This window comes from Janthinobacterium sp. GW821-FHT03C10 (genome assembly GCF_059420865.1).
In genome coordinates this window covers 58541-76402 of the sequence record NZ_JBWKUN010000004.1, presented here as the reverse complement: position 1 = coordinate 76402, position 17862 = coordinate 58541, and the positions used below count along the sequence as shown (strand labels likewise).

The following is a 17862-nucleotide window of genomic DNA, read 5'->3' as shown; positions in this document are numbered from 1 at the left end:
TTTCAAGTCATGCATATTAGACAAATTCCATTGGGCATCATTCTACGCGTTCGTTATGCTTTGGTGGAGAAGGCTGCGCCCTCAGGCAACTCAAGCAAAAGGTTTGACGAACGCAGCACGACAGTATTGACGCACGCACATTGTGCGCGCACAATGTGCGCATTGATACTAATTTCAAGGTTAATGATATGGCATGGCAATACGTATTCCCAAGCAGCAAAGCCTTGGAAACGACGACGAACACAACTTTTACGGTGAAGTTTGGGCGCAATGTGCAGTCTGAGGACGATATCGAAATCGCTCCTACCGTCGACTCAAAAGCAAAATTTACTCCCCAGATTTTAACGAAACTAAAAAGTGAACTTTGGATGGTGATTATGCAAAGCCATACTCGTTCCGAAATGCGAAACATAGTAGAACAAGATTTTGGTGGGGACCGTCATTGGGTTGCATACACACTTTCCGATATCACGAAAAAGTCCGTTTCTAATCGAACGGTCCAAGCCTGGCTAATGGATGTAGATAAGCCTAGCAGTAGAACATGTCCTGAGTGGGCTCTTCAAGCGCTCAAAACATATGTCTCAAACCCCGACAATAACGCCTACTTAGACCAGGGGCGCAAACACCGTACGTCGGATTCGTCCTTCAGCAGAGCATGGTCGGCTGAAGTTGATAACAGGCACAGCGTCAACTTCGCCACGAACGAAATTTTAGGCGAGGAGCGAAGGCTGAATGAATGGCGAAGCGCCAACTTCGACACCCTACCTGTGATGATTCATAGACTTGAAGACCAGACTCAAAAGTACCTTAAGAGTCTAAGCTCTCGACTGTGCGCAATCGAAGCTGCACTTGAAAAATCCAAATCCTTCGAAGACTTTAAATCTATAGCATTGGCGGCCATTCGAGACAAGGAAACAGCCGAATGGTTAGTTAAAGATGCAAGACGGGCTATCGAAAATAGAACAGGTGAGTTCGCCAGCGAAGACGGAATCATTGAAAAGTAATTCACGCAGAGCGTCATTAAGCAAGGAAAACCGCTAAGTCGAGGCGTGCGCGAGCGGCGGCGGCCCATTGCGTCCTGCCGCCGCGATGGGAGGCCCCGACTATCCAACAAACGATGAATTGTTAGACAGTGTTGACCCCGACGCCACCGTGCATGTCTATACCCCTTTAGATGTCGAACATTCAGTTCAACTATCTACATCCATGAAAGGGTATGAAATGTCGGTAATTGGATATGCTCGGGTCAGCACTGTCGAACAGACACTTGACCTACAGAGGGATGCGCTCACCGCTGCCGGCGTCGGGTGCATGTATGAAGAGAAGGCCAGCGGCAAGTCGACAGACAGGCCCGAGCTAGCGCATTGTCTCAAAGCTTTGCGCGACGGCGATACGCTGGTGGTTTGGCGCCTGGACCGCCTTGGGCGTAATCTCAAGGACTTGGTCCAAATCGTCACCGACATCGAAGCGCGCGGTGTGAAATTCAAATCGTTGACCGAATCGATTGATACCTCCGGTCCCACAGGCAAGCTCGTCTTTCACATGTTTGCAGCGCTCGCCCAGTTTGAGAGAGAGCTGGTCAGGGAGCGAACGCTAGCTGGCCTGGTTGCAGCGAGAGCCCGCGGCCGCAAAGGCGGTAGGCCACCGCTCCTAAAAGCATGCGAGCAACGTATTGCACTTGCCATGATGAAGAATCGGGAAATGTCGGTGGCGTCAATCGCTGAGCACCTGGGCGTATCGCGCTCAACACTCTACAACCTGCAAAAAGAACGCAACCAGGACGTCGGTCGCGATTGACGCCCTGTCCCGACAGCAATGCCGCCGCCTGTCAGTGGGCACTAGCCACGCAGGAAGTTCGCTCATACTCAAGTCAGAGAGGAAATTAACAGTGCATGGTGGCAATTTTGTGACGCCAGCGCGCGATTGTCCTCAGCTTGAAAAACTGGTGGCAATTAGGTGGCAATTTCAAACTTACCTGCCACCAAGGACGAAGAAATGAGAGAATTTGATTTTACGTAAGTCTTTGATTTATAATGAATAACTAATCAATCTGAGTACGGTTTTACGGCAGGTATTTTCGTTCGGGACGCAGAGGCCGGAGGTTCGAATCCTCTCACCCCGACCAGCATTCCCCCCTGCCTGCACTGCGCACTCCTTGACCCACGCGTTGGCGTGTTGCCGGGAAGTATGATATTAATTGCATCATTAGTATCCTGATCACTTCTCGCGCAAGGGCCTGACCGATGTCTTTCCTGATAGTTCTGGCCGCACTGGCCTTCCTGATGCTGGCCGCCTACCGCGGCTACAGCGTGATCCTGTTTGCGCCTGTGGCCGCGCTCGGCGCCGTGCTGCTGACCGATCCGTCCGCCGTGCCGGCCGTCTTCAGCGGTATCTTCATGGAAAAGATGGTGGGCTTCATCAAGCTGTATTTCCCCGTCTTTTTGCTGGGCGCCGTATTCGGCAAGCTGATTGAACTGTCCGGCTTTTCCCAGTCCATCGTCATGGCGGCCATCCGCTACATCGGCAGCGCGCGCGCGAATGCCGTGATCGTCGCCGTGTGCGCCGCACTCACGTATGGCGGCGTGTCGCTGTTCGTGGTGGTGTTTGCCGTGTATCCGTTCGCGGCCGAACTGTATCGCCAGAGCAATATCCCCAAGCGGCTGATGCCGGGCGCCATCGCCCTGGGCGCGTTCTCGTTCACCATGGATACCCTGCCTGGTACGCCGCAGATCCAGAACATCATTCCCACCACTTTTTTCAATACGACCGGCTGGGCCGCGCCGTGGCTGGGCACCATCGGCGCCGTGCTGACGGTGATCATGGGCCTGGCCTTCCTGGAATGGCGCCGCCGCTCCGTCATGGCGACGGGCGAAGGCTATGGGGCCGAGGCCGAAAAGGCCACGGCCGACGCGGGCGACCTGCCCCATCCGCTGCTGTCGGTAGCGCCGCTGGTGCTGGTGGGCGTGGCCAACTTTGCGCTGACCAAGCTGATTCCCCACTGGTATGGCGCCAGCTACGTGCTCACCGCCGAGGCCCTGCCGGGCCTGCATGCGCCCGTGTCCACGTCGATCGCTTCCGTGACCGGTATCTGGGCCGTGGAAGGCGCCTTGTTACTGGGCATCTTGCTCGTGTGCATTACCGCCTTCGGGCGCATCCGCGCCGCCTTTGCCGAAGGCACCAAGGCGGCCGTCGGGGGCGCGCTGCTGGCGGCCATGAATACGGCGTCCGAATACGGCTTCGGCGGCGTCATCGCGGCGCTGCCCGGTTTCCTTGCCGTCAGCAATACCTTGCGCAGCGTGCCCGATCCCCTCGTCAACGCGGCCGTGTCCGTGACGACCCTGGCCGGCATCACGGGCTCGGCCTCGGGCGGCATGAGCATCGCGCTGGCCGCCATGTCGGACAGTTTTATCCAGGCCGCGCAACAGGCCCATATTCCGCTCGAAGTCATGCACCGCGTGGTGGCCATGGCCAGCGGCGGCATGGATACCTTGCCGCACAATGGCGCCGTGATCACACTGCTGGCCGTCACGGGCCTCACGCACCGCCAGTCCTACCGCGATATCTTCGGCATCACCGTCATCAAGACGGTGGCAGTGTTCCTCGTCATTGCCATCTATTACATGACGGGGCTGGTCTGAATCAAGGCAGCGAGACGGACGATTTCGCCAACGCCGGCTTGAACAAGTGGCTGATGCCCATCGTCAGCAGCGGGCCGGCCAGCGCCAGGTAGGAGCTGTCCACGCCATACGGATTGCCCGCCAGGAACCAGCCGATGGTGGCGATCACGGAGACGATCACGCCGACGAAGGCGCCGCGCGGCGTGCCGAATTTCGGCGCGTAGAAGGCCATCAGCACCAGCACGGCCAGGGTGGCGCGCAGGGCCTTGCCGAGGAAGGCGATCATCAGCAGTTTTTCCGCATACAGCGCCAGCACCAGCGGCAGCAGGCCGGCCACGACGATGGCGATGCGCAGGAACATCAGCGATTTCGCGTCATTCTTCGCCTTGTTGTACCAGGGATCATAAAAATCCTTCATGGCCAGGGTGGCCGATGCGAGGGTGGTGGCGGAAATGCCGCCGAACAAGGCGCCGGCCAGGCCGACGATCATGATGCTGGCGGAAAACGCGGGCATGTGCGCGATCAATGTCGGAAAGGCGTCGATCGACTTCATGCCCGGATACAGCACGGCACTGCACATGCCGATCAGGGCCGCCATCAGGCCGAACGGGATCATCAGCGAGGACACGTAATAGCAGGCGCGCTTGGCCACGGCCGGGTTGTCCGTGCTGACCAGGGCCTGGATCACGTACTGCGTGGCGAAGATGGAACCGATGCCGCCGATCATCCAGGCGACGATCTGGCCCCAGCCGATCTCGACCCAGTTGAACATCTTGGCCGGCAATTGCGCCTGCAGCGCGCCGATGCCGCCGGAGGCTTCCAGCGCATACGCCAGCGCCAGGATCACGCCCAGGTATTTGACGATGGAGTGGGCGAAATTCGTGTACACGACCGAGCGCATGCCGCCCAGGCTGACGTAGATCACGGTAATGGCGCCCACCAGCAAGATGGCCACCGTCTTGTTGATGTGCAGCACTGCCGCCAGCACGGCGCCGCCGCTCGCATACAGGGCCACGGCAACGATGCTCAGCGCGACGATGGTGAGGATGGACGCCGCATAACGCACGGGCTCGCCATACGTTTGCGCCAGGATGCCGGAAATCGTCGACTGCCCGCTTTCCTTGTATTTCTTGACCAGCACGATGGCCAGCAGCAAGAAGCCCAGCGACAGCGCCACCAGATTCCAGGCGGCGGAAATGCCCAGTTCATAACCCTTCTGGGCCGTGCCGATGCTGACGGAACTGCCGATGAATTCCGACAATAACAACGCGCCGATCAGGTAGGCGGGATAGTTGCGTCCGCCCGCCGTCATGCCCTCGGCGCTGTTGGCATGCTTGCGCACGCTATAGGTAATGTACGACATGAGGGCGAAATAGCCCACCGTGATCGCCGCGATGATGATCAATCTGTTTTCCATCCGTCTACTCCAAGTCTGCTTTTCTTATTATTATTTTTCAAGAAAGCTTCCCCTGCCGCATGCCGGATGAGCCGGTGGCGGTGCTCAGGGGAAAGTCAAATTCCTGCCATACCGATACGGTACAGCAAGCCTCACAACAAAAAGGTCCGCAGCTGCGCCGTAAACAAGTCCGCCGCCTCGACGTTCGAGATATGCGAGGCGGGCAGGCTTGCCAGGCGGGCGCCCGCGATCTGCCGCTGCAGCCAGCGGCCGTCGTCGAGGGTGGTCACGGGATCGTGCTCGCCCGCGATGATCAGGGTCGGCACGCTGATCGTGCCGACGCAGGCGTGCAAGTCCGCCTGGGCCAGCACGTCGCAGCAGGCCGCGTAACCGCCGGCATCCTGGCTGCGCAAGGTGGCCACCATGCGCGCCACCGTGTCCGGCTCGCGCGCGATAAACTGCGGCGTGAACCAGCGCGTGGCGGCACTCGCGGCCACCGCGGCCATGCCGTCGCGGCGCACGTGCTCCGCCCGCAGCTGCCACGGCGCGGCGCCGCCGATGCGCGCCGCCGTATTCGCCAGCACGAGCTGCGTCAGGCGCTGCGGCTGGTGTATGCCCAGCCACTGGCCAATCAAGCCGCCCATGGAAATGCCGCAGAAGGCGGCGCGCGCGATATCGAGGTGATCGAGCAGCGCCGCCACATCCAGGCCCAGCCGCCCGATGCCGAACGGCGCGCCGGCGCTGCCGGACTGGCCATGGCCGCGCGTGTCGTAGCGCACGACAAAAAAGTCGCCGGCCAGCGCGGCCGCCTGCGCCTCCCACATGGACAGGTCCGTGCCGAGGGAATTCGACAGGACCAGGCAGGGCTTGCCGCGCTCGCCATCCGTGCGGTAATGCAGGCCGATACCGTCCACCTCGCACGTTTTCCCGGCAGTGTCGTTGCCTGTACGCGTCATCGCCTGTCTCCTCAGGAATCGTCGTCGCGCACCGACGAAGGATGGCGGCACAGCGGCATCACGTCGATCTGCATGTAAGGGAACAGCGGCAGCGAGGTCAGCAAATTATGCAGCTCGTCCACGCTGTCCACGTCGAAGACGCTGATGTTGGCGTACTGGCCGGCGATGCGCCACAGGTGGCGCCATTTGCCCTCGTGCTGCAGGCGCTGCGCCAGTTCCTTTTCCGTTTGCTTGAGCTGCGCCGCCTGCTCGGCGGGCATGTTCAACGGCAGGTTCACGTTCATGCGTACATGGAATAACATGGTCTCTCCTTATTGGCGTTGCATGGAACGCAGCTTGTCCAGGTCGATCTCGACGCCCAGGCCCGGGCCAGTCGGCACCTGCAGCATGAAGTCGCGGTACACGAGCGGCTCGCGCAAGACTTCCTGCGTCAGCAGCAAGGGGCCGAACAGTTCCGTGCCCCAGGCCAGTTCGGCAAACGTCGAGCAGACGTGGGCCGTGGCGGCCGTGCCGACGCCGCCTTCGAGCATGGTGCCGCCGTACAGGCCGACGCCCGCCAGGCGCGCCACGGTCGCCACTTCCAGCGCGGGCAGCAAGCCGCCCGACTGGGTGATTTTGACGGCAAACACATCGGCCGCATCGGCCTGCGCCAGCGCCAGCGCATCGGCGGGGCCGTGCAAGGCTTCATCGGCCATGATGGCCACGTCGAAGCGCTGTTTCAGGCGCGCCAGCGCGGCGCGGTTGCCCGCCTTCACCGGTTGTTCGATCAGGTCGATGCCGCCCGCTTCCAGCGCGGCGATGCCGCGCACGGCGTCCGTCTCGCTCCAGGCCTGGTTGACGTCGACCCGCACGCTGGCCCGCTCGCCCAGCGCCCGCTTGATTTCCAGCACGTGTGCCACGTCGTCCATCACGTCGCGCAGGCCGATCTTCAGCTTGAAGATGCGGTGTCGGCGCAGGTCCAGCATCTTTTCCCCTTCGGCGATATCGCGCGCCGTGTCGCCGCTGGCCAGCACCCACGCCACGGGCAGCGCATCGCGCACGCGGCCGCCCAGCAATTCAGACAGCGGCACGTTCAGGCGGCGCGCCTGGGCGTCCAGCAGGGCCGTCTCGATCGCGCACTTGGCGAAGCGGTTGCCCTGGATGGCCTTGCGCACCCTGGCCATGGCCTTGGCCACTTCGCTCGCTTCCATGCCGACCAGCAGCGGTGCGATATAGGTATCGATATTCGTCTTGATGCTTTCCGGGCTTTCGCCGCCGTAGCCCAAGCCGCCGATGGTGGTCGCCTCGCCCCAGCCCGTGATGCCGTCGGCGCAGCGCAGCCGCACCAGCACCAGGGTCTGCGTATTCATGGTGGCGACGGACATCCGGTGCGGACGGATGGTTGGCACATCGACCAGGTAGGTCTCGATATTTTGAATCATATTTATTCCGTATAATTCTGTGGAGTGGTGACACGATATTCCCCGAATGTCCCCACGTCCAACACCGAGTTGGTATCAAACCTATACCTGAAAGGTATGAAGATGGAATTACGGCACTTGCGCTACTTCGTTGCGGTCGCAGAGGAAAGGAACTTCACGCGGGCCGCCGCGCGCCTGCATATCGCGCAGCCGCCGCTGAGCCGCCAGATGCAGCAGCTGGAAGAAACCCTGGGCGTGGCGCTGATCGAAAAGGGCTCGCGGCCACTGCGGCTGACGGAAGCGGGCGAGTTTTTCCTCGCCCATGCGCGGCCCCTGCTCGACCAGGTGCGCGACCTGCAGGCGATGACGCAGCGCGTGGGCAAGCTGGAACGCACCCTGTCGATCGGCTTCGTCGCCTCGACGCTGTATGGCGAATTGCCCGACATCGTGCACCGCTTTTGCGAGTGCCATCCCGAGGTCGACGTGACCCTGCATGAAATGACGACGGTGCAGCAGTTGAAGGCCCTGAAGGAAGGCCGCATCGACGTGGGCTTCGGGCGCTTGAAAAGCGAAGACCCCAGCATCCGCCGCATCCTGCTGCGCGAAGAGCGGCTGGTGGTCGCGCTCCCGCCCGGCCACCGGCTGGCCAAGGGGGAAGGCGGATTGCGCCTGACGGAGCTGGTGCATGAAACCCTGCTCGTGTATCCGAAAGCACCCCGCCCCAGCTTTGCCGACCAGGTGCTGGCCATGTTCAGCGAAGGCAATGTCACGCCCGGTCCCGTCACGGAAGTGCGGGAGCTGCAGATTTCCATGGGACTGGTGGCGGCCGGCCAGGGCATTTCCATCGTGCCGGAAAGCGTACAAGCCATGCATCACCGGAACGTCGTGTACCGCAAGCTGGACGACAAGCATGCGTTCTCGCCCATTTTATTCAGCATGCGGCATATGGACCGCTCGCCGGAACTGGAAAATCTCCTCGCCGCCGTGTATTCGATCTACGATGAACACGGCATCGCGCACGTCAAGGAAAGCCTGTCGCCCTCACGCTGACAGCGGCGCGTCGGCCAGCAATGCCGGGCGCAGCGCGCGGATGCGCAGCTCCGTGAAATAGCCGCCCGCCTCGTTATAGCGCAGGTAGTGGCGGCCGCAGTCCAGGCAGCGGGCCACCTGGCTCAGGTTCGCGGGATAATAGCGCGGCGCGATGGGCGCGTCAGCGCTGTCGTAGCGCGTGCCGTGCGGGTGGAATTCGGCAAACGTCGGTTCCTCGTACGGGTCTTCGCGCAGGGTGCCGATTTCTTCAAAGCGGTCCAGCTCCAGCGAGGTGGGAAGACGCTGCCAGGCATCGAGCGGGACGGCGCAGCAGCTGCATTTTTGCGTGACGCCTGCCGACGCGGCGGCCAGCGTGGACAGGGCGGGGAAGTCGATGAATATCATGTTCAGCCAAGGCAAAGGGGCGGCCCTTGGCAACGAGCCTGGCCGCGCCCCCTATTCTAGCGCAGCCACATCCGGCCGACACGCGGCCCACATTTTGCCAGCCCCAGTTCCAGCAGCATCAGCATACAGCCCGACACGAGCAGCAGCGGCATCAGGGCGCACATGCCGGCCGCCACCAGCCAGGCCAGCGCGGACGGCGAGGTCCAGGCGCCGGGCAGCAACTTGGGCAAGCCCAGCGAGCCTGGCAAGCGGCGCTTGAAGAACATCAGCCAGCCCGATACCAGCGAGAACAGCACGCTGGCGCCGAACAGCAGCAGCAAGGCCTGGTTCCACCAGCCGAATTCGCCGCGGTGGAACGGGATGCCGATGGCGGTGGCCTTGCCGAACGCCGTCTGCGCGTCCCAGCCCGCATAGTACAAAGGCTTGCCGCTGTAGGCGTCGAACTGCAGGTCGAAGCGCAGGGTGGGCTGGCTGCGGTCGGCCATGGTGGCGCGCCACACATCGTCCTGGCTGGCCGGCGCCGTCAGTTGCACGGCGATGGCGGGCGCATGGCTGCGCGCCACTTGCCACGCATCCTGCCAGTCGAGTGGAGCGCCCTCCTCGCGCGAATGCAGGCCGCGCGGCACGGGCGGCGGCGCCTGGCCGCTGACGTCGCGCAGCGCGCGGATGCGCCCGCCCGCCTGCTGGCTCCACGTCAGGCCCGTCGTCAGGATCACGAAGCTGACAATGCCGAGCGCGACGCCGAGAAAAGCATGCCACTGGCGCCAGCCGTTGCGCCCACGCGCCCCCCGCTTCGGCAAACCCGCTTGCGCGCCGCGCGGCCACCACAGCACCACGCCCGTCACCAGCATCACCATCAGCCAGCTGGCGGCCAGCTCGATCATCCAGCGCCAGCCATCGTTTTGCAGCAGGCGCGAATGCAGCTTCTTGGCCCAGTTGCCGAAACGTTCGCCGCTGGCCAGGCGGCCCAAGACGCGCGCATCGTAAGGGTTCACGTAGACGATGACGGCTTGCGCGGGCAGGCCGAATGCCGGCCTGACCGGCGCGGCATGTCCTCCATGGCCCGCATGTTCATCGGGCGCGCCGCCGGGCGGCGCGAACGCCACCTGCACCGCATCGTCCTGCTGAAACGGCGGCACCACGTGCTGCACCGTCCAGCCACGCGGGGCCGCCCGCTCCGCTGCCGCCACGGCGGCGTCCAGCGGCAGCATGGACGCTTGCGGCGCCACGTGATCGAGGTGCTGGTACAGCCGTGCCTCGATCTGCGGCGTGAAGACGTACAAAATACCCGTCAGGGTGGCCAGCAAGGCAAACGGCGAGGCGATCAGCGCGGCCCAGAAGTGGATGCGCCAGTACAGGCTCTTGCGCCGTGCGACAAGAAAAGTTGCGTCGTCCATGGCCATCCTCACAGTCCGCCATAGGTATAGGCCAGGCCCAGCATCACGCTGCGCGGCGCGCCGGGCGTGTACTGGTTCTGGCTGTTCGGCGCATAGCTGCCCGTGCCCGCATAGCTGCTGCTGGCCGAATCGGCATAGCGTTTATCGGCCAGGTTGCGCACCTGTGCCCACGCTTCCAGGCCGCGCGCGAGCTGATAGCTGGCGCGCAGGTTCAGCAGCGCGTGGCCGCCATACTCCACCGTGTTGGCATTGTTCATCCAGTAGCGGCCCTGGTGCACGGCTTCGAGTGCGATACGCGCGCCGGCCACGGGCTTGTAGCCGATCTCGAAAGAGGTGATGTCGCGCGGCGCCTGCGGCATGGTCCGGCCGCTGTAATCGAGGGTACTGGAGACCTGATAGCGCAGGTAGCGGTGGCGCGCGATGGCCGTGGCGAAGCGCGCGTCGAAGGGGCCGCTGTCGTAGTTCAGGCCAAGCTCCAGCCCTTCGCTGCGCGTGCGTCCCGCATTGCGGTTTTCGCTGTTGCCCGGCGAGAGCGTGTAGCTGACGATGGTGTCGCGCCCGTCGAGCCGGTACAGGGCCGTGTCGAGTTTCAAGCGGCCCTGCAAAAAGGCCCAGCGCAGGCCCAGTTCATAGTTGTTGTAGACGGACGGCTGCAGGTCGGCGATGCCCGTCTTGCCATACAGCTGGCTCACTTCGGGCGGCGTGAAGCCCTGGCTGACGTTCGCATACGCGCTGCCCGCATGGCCGATGGCGTAGGTGGCGCCCAGCTTCGGGCTCGCGTGCGAAAAACTGCGCGACTCGTCGGGGGCGCCGTAATTGACGCTGCCGCCCGGCGCCAGATTGTTGCGGTAATCGTAGCGGATGGCGTCCGAGCGTCCGCCCAGCACCACGCGCGTGCCCGCCAGCGGAGACCATTCCCACTGCGCGAAGACGGCCGTGTTCAAAATGTCCGTCTGGTAGTCGCGCACGCCCTGCGGATTGCTGGCATTGGCCAGCGTGTATCGCAGATAGCGGCCCGTGGCCACGTCGCGCACGATGGAGAGATTGTCGCTGACGAAGGGATTGTCGCTCCTGTCCACGTACACGCCGGCGACCAGGCGCGAACGCAGCCACGCGAATTCCTGCTGGTGTTTCACGTCCAGCCCCAGCGAATCGACATGGTTGTTGTTGATGACGCCCTTGCACAGCATGCCCGCGCAGCTGCCGATGGAATACGCGGGAAGCTGCCCGTGGTCGTTCTTGCGTGTAAACACGGTGACGGTGCTCGTGCCATTGGCCGTCGTCGCGCCCTCCCATGCCAGGTTCATGCGCGTGGTCTTGTCCTTGCGGTAGGTGAATGTATTGAGACTCTTGCCGGGATTGCTGCGGTAATCGTTCTCGAACAGGCTGCCAGTCATGGCCGCATCGAGATCCGTGTGCACGAGGGTGGCGCGCAGCTGCGACGCGGGGCCGAGCGCATAGTCGGCGCGCAGCGAGAACGAATCCTTGTCGCCATAGCTGTACTCTTGCCAGTTGTCGCGCGAGCGGCGCGAGCTGTAATGGGAAAAACGCAGTCCCAGCGGCCCCCAGGTATCGCTGGCGGATGTGTCGTAGCGGGTAAAGCCGCCCACGTTGTCGCGCCGCACGCCCACCTTGGCCGTCGGCGTCGCGCTGGCGCCGGCCGTGAGGAAATTCACGGCGCCGCCGACGGCATTGCTGCCGTACAGCGACGAGGCGGCGCCCTTTACCACTTCCACGCCGCTGGCGCCCGCCATGTTCATCTCGTTGAGCGAGTTGTGGTTGAAGACGCCCAGCGGGCGGATGGGAATGCCGTCTTCCAGATACTGGTAGACGGCATTCGTGCCGATGGGTTGGCGGATGCTCATGCTGTGCTGCTCGTTGCCCAGGTCGTTCCAGTACACGCCGGCGACGCGGTTGAGGATATCGCCCATGGTCCTGGGCTTGTCGCGCTCCAGGGTCTTGGCGTTGACGACGCCGATCGCCTGCGGCGTCTCGGACAGCCACGATTGCGCGCGCGAGCCGGAAACGACGACGGTGTCGATGGCGTGGTCAAGTTGCTGCGCCTGCGCGCAGGGATAGGCCAGGGCGATGGCGACGGCCAGCACCAATAATGTCTTGTTCATGTGATTCTCGTTTAAGTGTGCGGATGCGGCGCGTCACACCGCAAGGTGGACAGCGCCAGCATTGAAAATGCAAAAACTTAAATGAGACCGGGCGGCGCGCGCGACTGCGCGGTGGACCAGATGAACAGCGGAGCGGGTGACTGGTAGTACAGGGCCGGGAAGATAGCCGTGCCGCTGGCCACAAGCAGCGGCATCACTGGAGTGGGCGGCAGGCCAACGGAAGCCGCATGCGTGGAACAGAAGGCGCAATGCTCCATCTGCATGGCCTTGCCGCCGGACTTGCCATCGGCGGCGCCGTCATCGGCTGGATCAAGCTGCACAAAACGGATGCCGGCCACCGAGCAGATTTCCGCCCAGCCGGAGCCTGATTCCTGCTTGGCGTTGGCGACGGTCTGGGAAATCGACGGCGCGAGCGCCGCCAGCAGGATCGCGAAACAGGCGATCCAGGCGGCAAAGCGGCGCGTGAACAAGGTCATTCCCATGGCCGCATTTTACCAGCGGCCGCCGGGACTGGGTAGCGGAAAGCGGCTCAGGCGGCCGGGCAGGCGGCGCTGCCGTTGTCAAAAGCACGCACGACGCTGGCCGCATCGGCGGCGATGCGGTTCACGGCGCGGCGGTGACCGAGCACCAGTTCATCATAGCCGGCGCCCACCTTTTCATTGGCGATCGTGCGGCAAGTGACCACCTTGCCGCTGGCTAGCTGGCGCACGCTCCACACGGCATCGATCAGCGCATACTGGCCCATCACGGACTCGAAACGCTGCACATTGGTGCTGATGCGGTACACGGGCAGATTGTCCGGATGCGGCGTGCGGAACACGTCGATGGCTCCCAGGTCGTTCGTCACGGCCGTCGACAGGGCCTGGCCGATCTCGCCGGCCAGCGGCCCCGCCCAGCGCTGCTGCTCCAGCAATTCGATGCGCCCCGACGGCGCCGTCACGACAAACTGGTTGCGGCTCACCTGCTGCGGCACGCTGACGGCCAGCACCTCGACATAGTATTTCACGGGCTTGGCCGGCTGCGCGTCGGCGCCGCCGCTGAGCGTATAGAAATGCTCGGGCTGGGGCGTGGAGCAGGCGCCCAGCAGGCTGGCCGCCAGCAGCGCGGCAAACATCGGCTTCATCATTTTTTTTCATCTCCTTTTTTACCGCGGATCAGGGACTCGGGGTGGCGTTCCAGGTAATCCGACAGGGCATTGAGCGATTGCAGGGTTTGCGTCAGCTGCTGCAAGGCCTGGCGCACGTCCGACTGCAGCGGCGAATCCTTCTGCAGCACCTGTTCGGCCGTGCCGAAGGTCTGCTTCGCCGCCGTCAGAGTGTCGCGCATTTCCGGCACCACCTGGCCGTCGAGCTGCTTGAACAGCACATTGGCCTGCTTGATCGTGGCGTTGAGGTTATTGCCGATCTCCGCATACGGTACCTGATCGAGCTTGCGGGCGATGCTGGCGATCTGCGTCTGCAATTCATCGAGGGTGTTCGGCACGGTCGGCACTTCCAGCGGATACCTGTTCGAATCGAGCGCCACTTTCGGCGCTTTCGGGAAGAAGTCCAGCGCGATATACAACTGGCTGGTCAGCAGGTTGCCCGTGCGTAGCTGCGCGCGCAAGCCGCGGCTGACCATGCGTTCGAGCAGCTGGTGGCCGGCCGAGCCTTCCTCATCGTCGACGGCCGCCTTGAAGCGCATGCCCAGGCGGGCCGGGTACAGATTGACGGTGACGGGCATGCGGAAGTTCTTCTTCACGGGGTCGAACTCGATGCCGACCGAGCGCACCTCGCCCAGCACGATGCCGCGGAAATCCACCGTGGCGCCGGGCTGCAAGCCGCGCAGGGACTGGTCGAAATAGAATACGGTGGTGATGGCCTCGCCATCGGGCTCGCGCATGGCGCTCGCCTCGTCGGCCGCCAGGCGGTAATTGGTGCCGGCCGGCGCCGGTTCGACGGGCTTGCGGCCGTTTTCCGCCTCGAAGGCGATGCCGCCCACCAGCATGGCGGCCAGCGATTGCGTATTCAATTTGAAGCCGTTGGAATCGAGGCGCACGTCGACGCCGCTGGCATGCCACCAGCGCGCATCCTTGCCGACGAACTGGTCGTACGGCGCATTCACGAAGACCGACATGGTGATGCCGTTGCCATCCTTGTCCAGCGCGAAGCTGACCACCTTGCCCACCCTCAGGCGGTGGAAGAACAGGGGCGAGCCCACGTCGACGGAGCCGAGGCTGTCCGCATGCAGCGTGTACAGCTTGCCCTTCTGGTCCCCTGCCACGGCGGGCGGACTCTCCATGCCGATGAAGTTCTCCTTCTTCTGTTCCGACTTGCCCGTGTCGACGCCGATGTAGGCGCCCGACAGCAAGGTGCCCAGGCCCGTCACGCCGCTGGCGCCGATCTGCGGCCGCACCACCCAGAAGCGCGAATCGGCGGTGGCGAAGCGGCGCGCTTCCTTGCTCATGTCGATCGTCACGAGGACCTTGCTCAAGTCGTCGCCCAGGGTGATGGCGCGCACCTGGCCGATGTCGACATCCTTGTACTTGACCTTGGTCTTGCCCGGCTCCAGGCCTTCGGCGCTCTTGAAGCTGACCGTCACCGTGGGTCCCTGGTCGAGGATGGACTTGGCGGCCAGGCCGGCGCCGATCAGCGCGGCCAGCAGCGGAATGAGCCACACCAGCGACGGCAGCCAGCGGCTGCCCTGTTCCACATCGGGTTCCGGCAACGGGGGGACGCCCTGGCCGCCCTTTTCGGCAAGACCGCCCGCTTCTTTGTCAGACATGCTGTTCTCCAATCACTGTATTGTTTCCGGTATTTGCCACCACCACGGGTTCTTCCTCGCCAGGCACCTGCCCGTCGACGGGATCCCAGATCAGGCGCGGGTCGAACTGCATCGCCGCCAGCATGGTCAGCACCACCACGGCGCCAAAGGCCAGCGCGCCGGGACCGGCCGTGATCACGGCCAGCGACTTGAAGCGCACCAGCGCCACCGTCAGGGTGACGACAAAGATGTCGAGCATGGACCAGCGGCCGATGAATTCGACCATGCGGTACAAGATGGTGCGCTGGCGCGGCCGCCAGCGCGAACGCCGCTGCGCCGTGAACGCCAGCAGCGCCAGCACGCCCAGCTTGAGCATCGGCACGACCACGCTGGCGATGAAAATGATGATGGCCAGGCCCTTCGAGCCGCTGGTCCAGAACAGCACCACGCCGCTCATGATGGTGTCGTCCTGCGCGCCGAACAGCGATTGCGTGACCATCACGGGCAGCAGGTTGGCGGGAATGTAGAGGATCATGGCGGCGATCAGCAAGGCCCAGGTGCGGTTGATGCTGTCCGGTTTGCGCACGTGCAGGGCCGTGCCGCAGCGCACGCACGCCAGATGCCTGCCCTTGCCCAAGGGCGGCGCCACCAGGCCGCAGGCATGGCAGGGCACCACCTTTTCACCGGGCGCGAAGGCCTTGTAACGGATGCCGGGCAGCGCTTGCCGGGTCAGGTCGTCGCCCAGGTTCCACAGGGCCTTCGGGTCGAACGAGACGACGATGGCCAGCAGCACGGTGAGCGCGCCAAATGCGAACAGGCCAGGTTGCGGCAGCACCGTGGCCAGGCTGGTCATCTTGACGACGGTGATCAGGATGCCGATCATCAGCACCTCCGTCATGCCCCACTCGCGCGCCGTCTGCACGGCGCGCAGCACCCGGTTAAAGCCCGGCACCTTGACGCCGCCGCGCAAGCCCAGTGCCACATACAGCAGCGAACCGAGTTCGATGGCGGGAAAGAGGATGGTAAACAGGAAGACCATCGTGGCCACGATGTGCATCTGCTCGTACCACAGCACGCGGATGGAACCGAGCAAGGTGGCGCTGGAAGTGAGGCCATTGACGTCGAGTTCGACGATGGGGAAAAACTGGGCGATCAGGAAGACAAAGGCGGCGCCCAGGGTGAGCGCCACCACCTTGCTCAATTCGGCCGATGCGCCGCGCGCGTGGGCGCCCCGGTACAGCACCGAGCGGCAACGGATGCAGCGCGCCTTTTCGCGGGGACGCAGCGGACGTTTGCGGTACAGCACGCCGCAGTCATGACAGCTAATCAGGTCGTATCGGTGCACAGTGTGAAGTTTGCCGGCGCGGGGAAGCGCGACTATCCCATGTCAATGCCAGCCATCATGACAGAATTGGCATCTTCCTGCACTACAGCACTATTCATTTGCACTCCTCCGTAGCAGCGCCTCCACGGCGCGGCCGATTTGCAGCACCGTATCGTCGGCGCCGGCCAGGCCGCAGATGCCCAGGCCCACGGGCAGCTCGCCGTCGGCATGGCAAGGCAGCGACAGCGCGCAGCCGTCGAGGAAGTTGATCACGCTGGCATTGCGCAGCACCAGGCCGTTCGTGGCAAAAAAAGTGGCGTCGTCCGCTTCCAGCGGCGCGAGCTGCGGCGCCAGGATAGCCACGCTGGGCATCAGCCAGGCGTCGAACGGCGCCAGACGCTGCCCGGCGACGGCGATCAGGCGCGCACGCGCGTCGAGCAAGTCGATGTAGTCAAACGCGCCCTGCTGCTGGCCGCGGCGGATGCGCGCCGCCACGCGCTGGTCGTACTGCGCGCCCTTCTCTTCCAGTAACGCCCTGTGCCAGTGCCAGGCTTCCGCCGCCACCAGGCCACCGCCGCCATTGATTGTTGGCAGTTCCAGCAATTCGGGAAAATCGAACCGTTCCACCAGGGCGCCGGCTTGCCGCAGTTTGTCCAGCGCGGCATCGAACGCCCGCTGCACCTGCGGCGCCACGTGCGTACCGACATAGTCAAGGGTAAAGCCGAAGCGCAAGCCTTTCAGTGCCGGCGCCTGCGCGCGAATGTCTTGGCCCGACAGCGCTGCGTACAAAATGGCGCAGCAATCGACGCTGCGCGCGATGGGGCCGGCCGAATCGAGGGAGCGCGACAGGGGCACGGTGCCGGCCAGCGACACGGAAGCGGCCGTCGGCTTGAAGCCCGTCAGGCCGCAAAAGGCGGAGGGAATGCGGATCGAGCCGCCCGTATCCGTGCCCAGCGCGCCGGCCGCCATGTCCAGCGCCACCGTCAAGGCGCCGCCCGATGTCGAGCCGCCCGCGACCCGTTCGCGGTCCAGCGGATTGCGCGGCGTGCCATAGTGGGGATTCAAGCCCAGGCCGGAAAACGCGAATTCGCTCATGTTGGTGCGCCCCAGCAGGACGGCGCCGGCCGCGCGCAGGCGCGCCACGGCAAGCGCATCGGCCACGGCGGGCGGCGCGCCGGCCAGCGCCAGCGAGGCGGCGCTGCTGACCTGTCCCTTGACGTCGAACAGGTCCTTGATCGAAATGGGCACGCCGGCCAGGGGCGAGGCAATGATGCCGGCGACGCGCGCCGCGTCGCTGGCGCGGGCTTCCATCAGCGCCTGTTCGCCATCAAGACTGACATAGGCATGGCCGCCCTGCGCCCGGTGCGCCTCGGCGCGCGCCAGCATCTGCTCCGTCAGTGCCACGCTGGTGATGCGGCCGGCGGCCAGGTCGGCCGCCAGTTCCCTTATCGTCTTCTTGCCAGTCAAATCCAT

General features: G+C 63.8%; 16 protein-coding genes. 4 read left to right on the top strand and 12 right to left on the bottom strand.

Annotated elements, in window-relative coordinates:
• Nucleotides 1–188: 188 nt before the first annotated feature.
• The 3 genes from AC07VH_RS14670 to AC07VH_RS14660 all read left to right on the top strand — a co-directional run bounded on the left by AC07VH_RS14670 (nucleotide 189) and on the right by AC07VH_RS14660 (nucleotide 3638).
• Entirely contained in the window at nucleotides 189–1004 is an 816-nt protein-coding gene (locus AC07VH_RS14670; protein ID WP_494788445.1) for a hypothetical protein, read from the top strand.
• Nucleotides 1005–1221: 217 nt separating this feature from the next.
• Entirely contained in the window at nucleotides 1222–1797 is a 576-nt protein-coding gene (locus AC07VH_RS14665) for a recombinase family protein (protein WP_494788485.1), read from the top strand.
• A 446-nt stretch (nucleotides 1798–2243) separates the two neighbouring features.
• Nucleotides 2244–3638: a GntP family permease gene (locus AC07VH_RS14660; protein ID WP_474294940.1), complete on the top strand. Its 1395-nt coding sequence runs from the start codon at nucleotides 2244–2246 to the stop codon at nucleotides 3636–3638.
• 1 nt (nucleotide 3639) lies between these two features.
• Here AC07VH_RS14660 and AC07VH_RS14655 read toward each other — a convergent pair whose 3' ends face one another.
• The 4 genes from AC07VH_RS14655 to AC07VH_RS14640 form a co-directional block, all read right to left on the bottom strand.
• Nucleotides 3640–5034, bottom strand: a complete 1395-nt coding sequence (locus tag AC07VH_RS14655) for a sodium:solute symporter family protein (protein WP_475414411.1) — start codon at nucleotides 5032–5034, stop codon at nucleotides 3640–3642.
• 131 nt (nucleotides 5035–5165) lie between these two features.
• Nucleotides 5166–5969 carry a 3-oxoadipate enol-lactonase gene (pcaD, locus tag AC07VH_RS14650; protein WP_489628751.1) on the bottom strand — a complete coding sequence of 268 codons (804 nt, stop codon included), beginning with the start codon at nucleotides 5967–5969 and terminating at the stop codon, nucleotides 5166–5168.
• An 11-nt stretch (nucleotides 5970–5980) separates the two neighbouring features.
• The gene (catC, locus tag AC07VH_RS14645; RefSeq protein ID WP_489628752.1) at nucleotides 5981–6271 is read right to left on the bottom strand and encodes a muconolactone Delta-isomerase; all 291 of its coding nucleotides are present in this window, start codon (nucleotides 6269–6271) and stop codon (nucleotides 5981–5983) included.
• A gap of 9 nt (nucleotides 6272–6280) precedes the next feature.
• Complete coding sequence (locus tag AC07VH_RS14640) at nucleotides 6281–7390, bottom strand: muconate/chloromuconate family cycloisomerase (RefSeq protein WP_494788446.1); 1110 nt, start codon at nucleotides 7388–7390, stop codon at nucleotides 6281–6283.
• 102 nt (nucleotides 7391–7492) lie between these two features.
• Here AC07VH_RS14640 and AC07VH_RS14635 point away from each other — a divergent pair, with 102 nt between their 5' ends.
• Nucleotides 7493–8419, top strand: a complete 927-nt coding sequence (locus AC07VH_RS14635) for a LysR family transcriptional regulator (protein WP_494788447.1) — start codon at nucleotides 7493–7495, stop codon at nucleotides 8417–8419.
• On the opposite strand, the gene AC07VH_RS14630 is transcribed toward AC07VH_RS14635, so the two are convergent.
• The 8 genes from AC07VH_RS14630 to AC07VH_RS14595 all read right to left on the bottom strand — a co-directional run bounded on the left by AC07VH_RS14630 (nucleotide 8411) and on the right by AC07VH_RS14595 (nucleotide 17862).
• Nucleotides 8411–8803, bottom strand: coding sequence for a hypothetical protein (locus tag AC07VH_RS14630; RefSeq protein ID WP_475414416.1), 393 nt, complete (start codon nucleotides 8801–8803; stop codon nucleotides 8411–8413). The genes AC07VH_RS14635 and AC07VH_RS14630 overlap by 9 nt on opposite strands.
• 56 nt (nucleotides 8804–8859) lie before the next feature.
• The gene (locus AC07VH_RS14625; protein ID WP_494788448.1) at nucleotides 8860–10200 is read right to left on the bottom strand and encodes a PepSY-associated TM helix domain-containing protein; all 1341 of its coding nucleotides are present in this window, start codon (nucleotides 10198–10200) and stop codon (nucleotides 8860–8862) included.
• A gap of 8 nt (nucleotides 10201–10208) precedes the next feature.
• Complete coding sequence (locus AC07VH_RS14620; protein WP_494788449.1) at nucleotides 10209–12323, bottom strand: TonB-dependent receptor family protein; 2115 nt, start codon at nucleotides 12321–12323, stop codon at nucleotides 10209–10211.
• A gap of 77 nt (nucleotides 12324–12400) precedes the next feature.
• Entirely contained in the window at nucleotides 12401–12805 is a 405-nt protein-coding gene (locus AC07VH_RS14615; protein ID WP_494788450.1) for a DUF2946 domain-containing protein, read from the bottom strand.
• Between the two features lie 47 nt (nucleotides 12806–12852).
• Nucleotides 12853–13449, bottom strand: coding sequence for a PqiC family protein (locus AC07VH_RS14610; protein WP_230538778.1), 597 nt, complete (start codon nucleotides 13447–13449; stop codon nucleotides 12853–12855).
• On the bottom strand, nucleotides 13446–15086 hold the full coding sequence (locus tag AC07VH_RS14605) for a PqiB family protein (RefSeq protein ID WP_494788451.1): 1641 nt from the start codon (nucleotides 15084–15086) through the stop codon (nucleotides 13446–13448). Before AC07VH_RS14605 ends, AC07VH_RS14610 begins: the two co-directional genes overlap by 4 nt.
• Complete coding sequence (locus AC07VH_RS14600) at nucleotides 15079–16371, bottom strand: paraquat-inducible protein A (protein WP_475414421.1); 1293 nt, start codon at nucleotides 16369–16371, stop codon at nucleotides 15079–15081. Before AC07VH_RS14600 ends, AC07VH_RS14605 begins: the two co-directional genes overlap by 8 nt.
• A 129-nt stretch (nucleotides 16372–16500) precedes the next feature.
• Nucleotides 16501–17862, bottom strand: coding sequence for an amidase (locus AC07VH_RS14595; RefSeq protein WP_494788452.1), 1362 nt, complete (start codon nucleotides 17860–17862; stop codon nucleotides 16501–16503).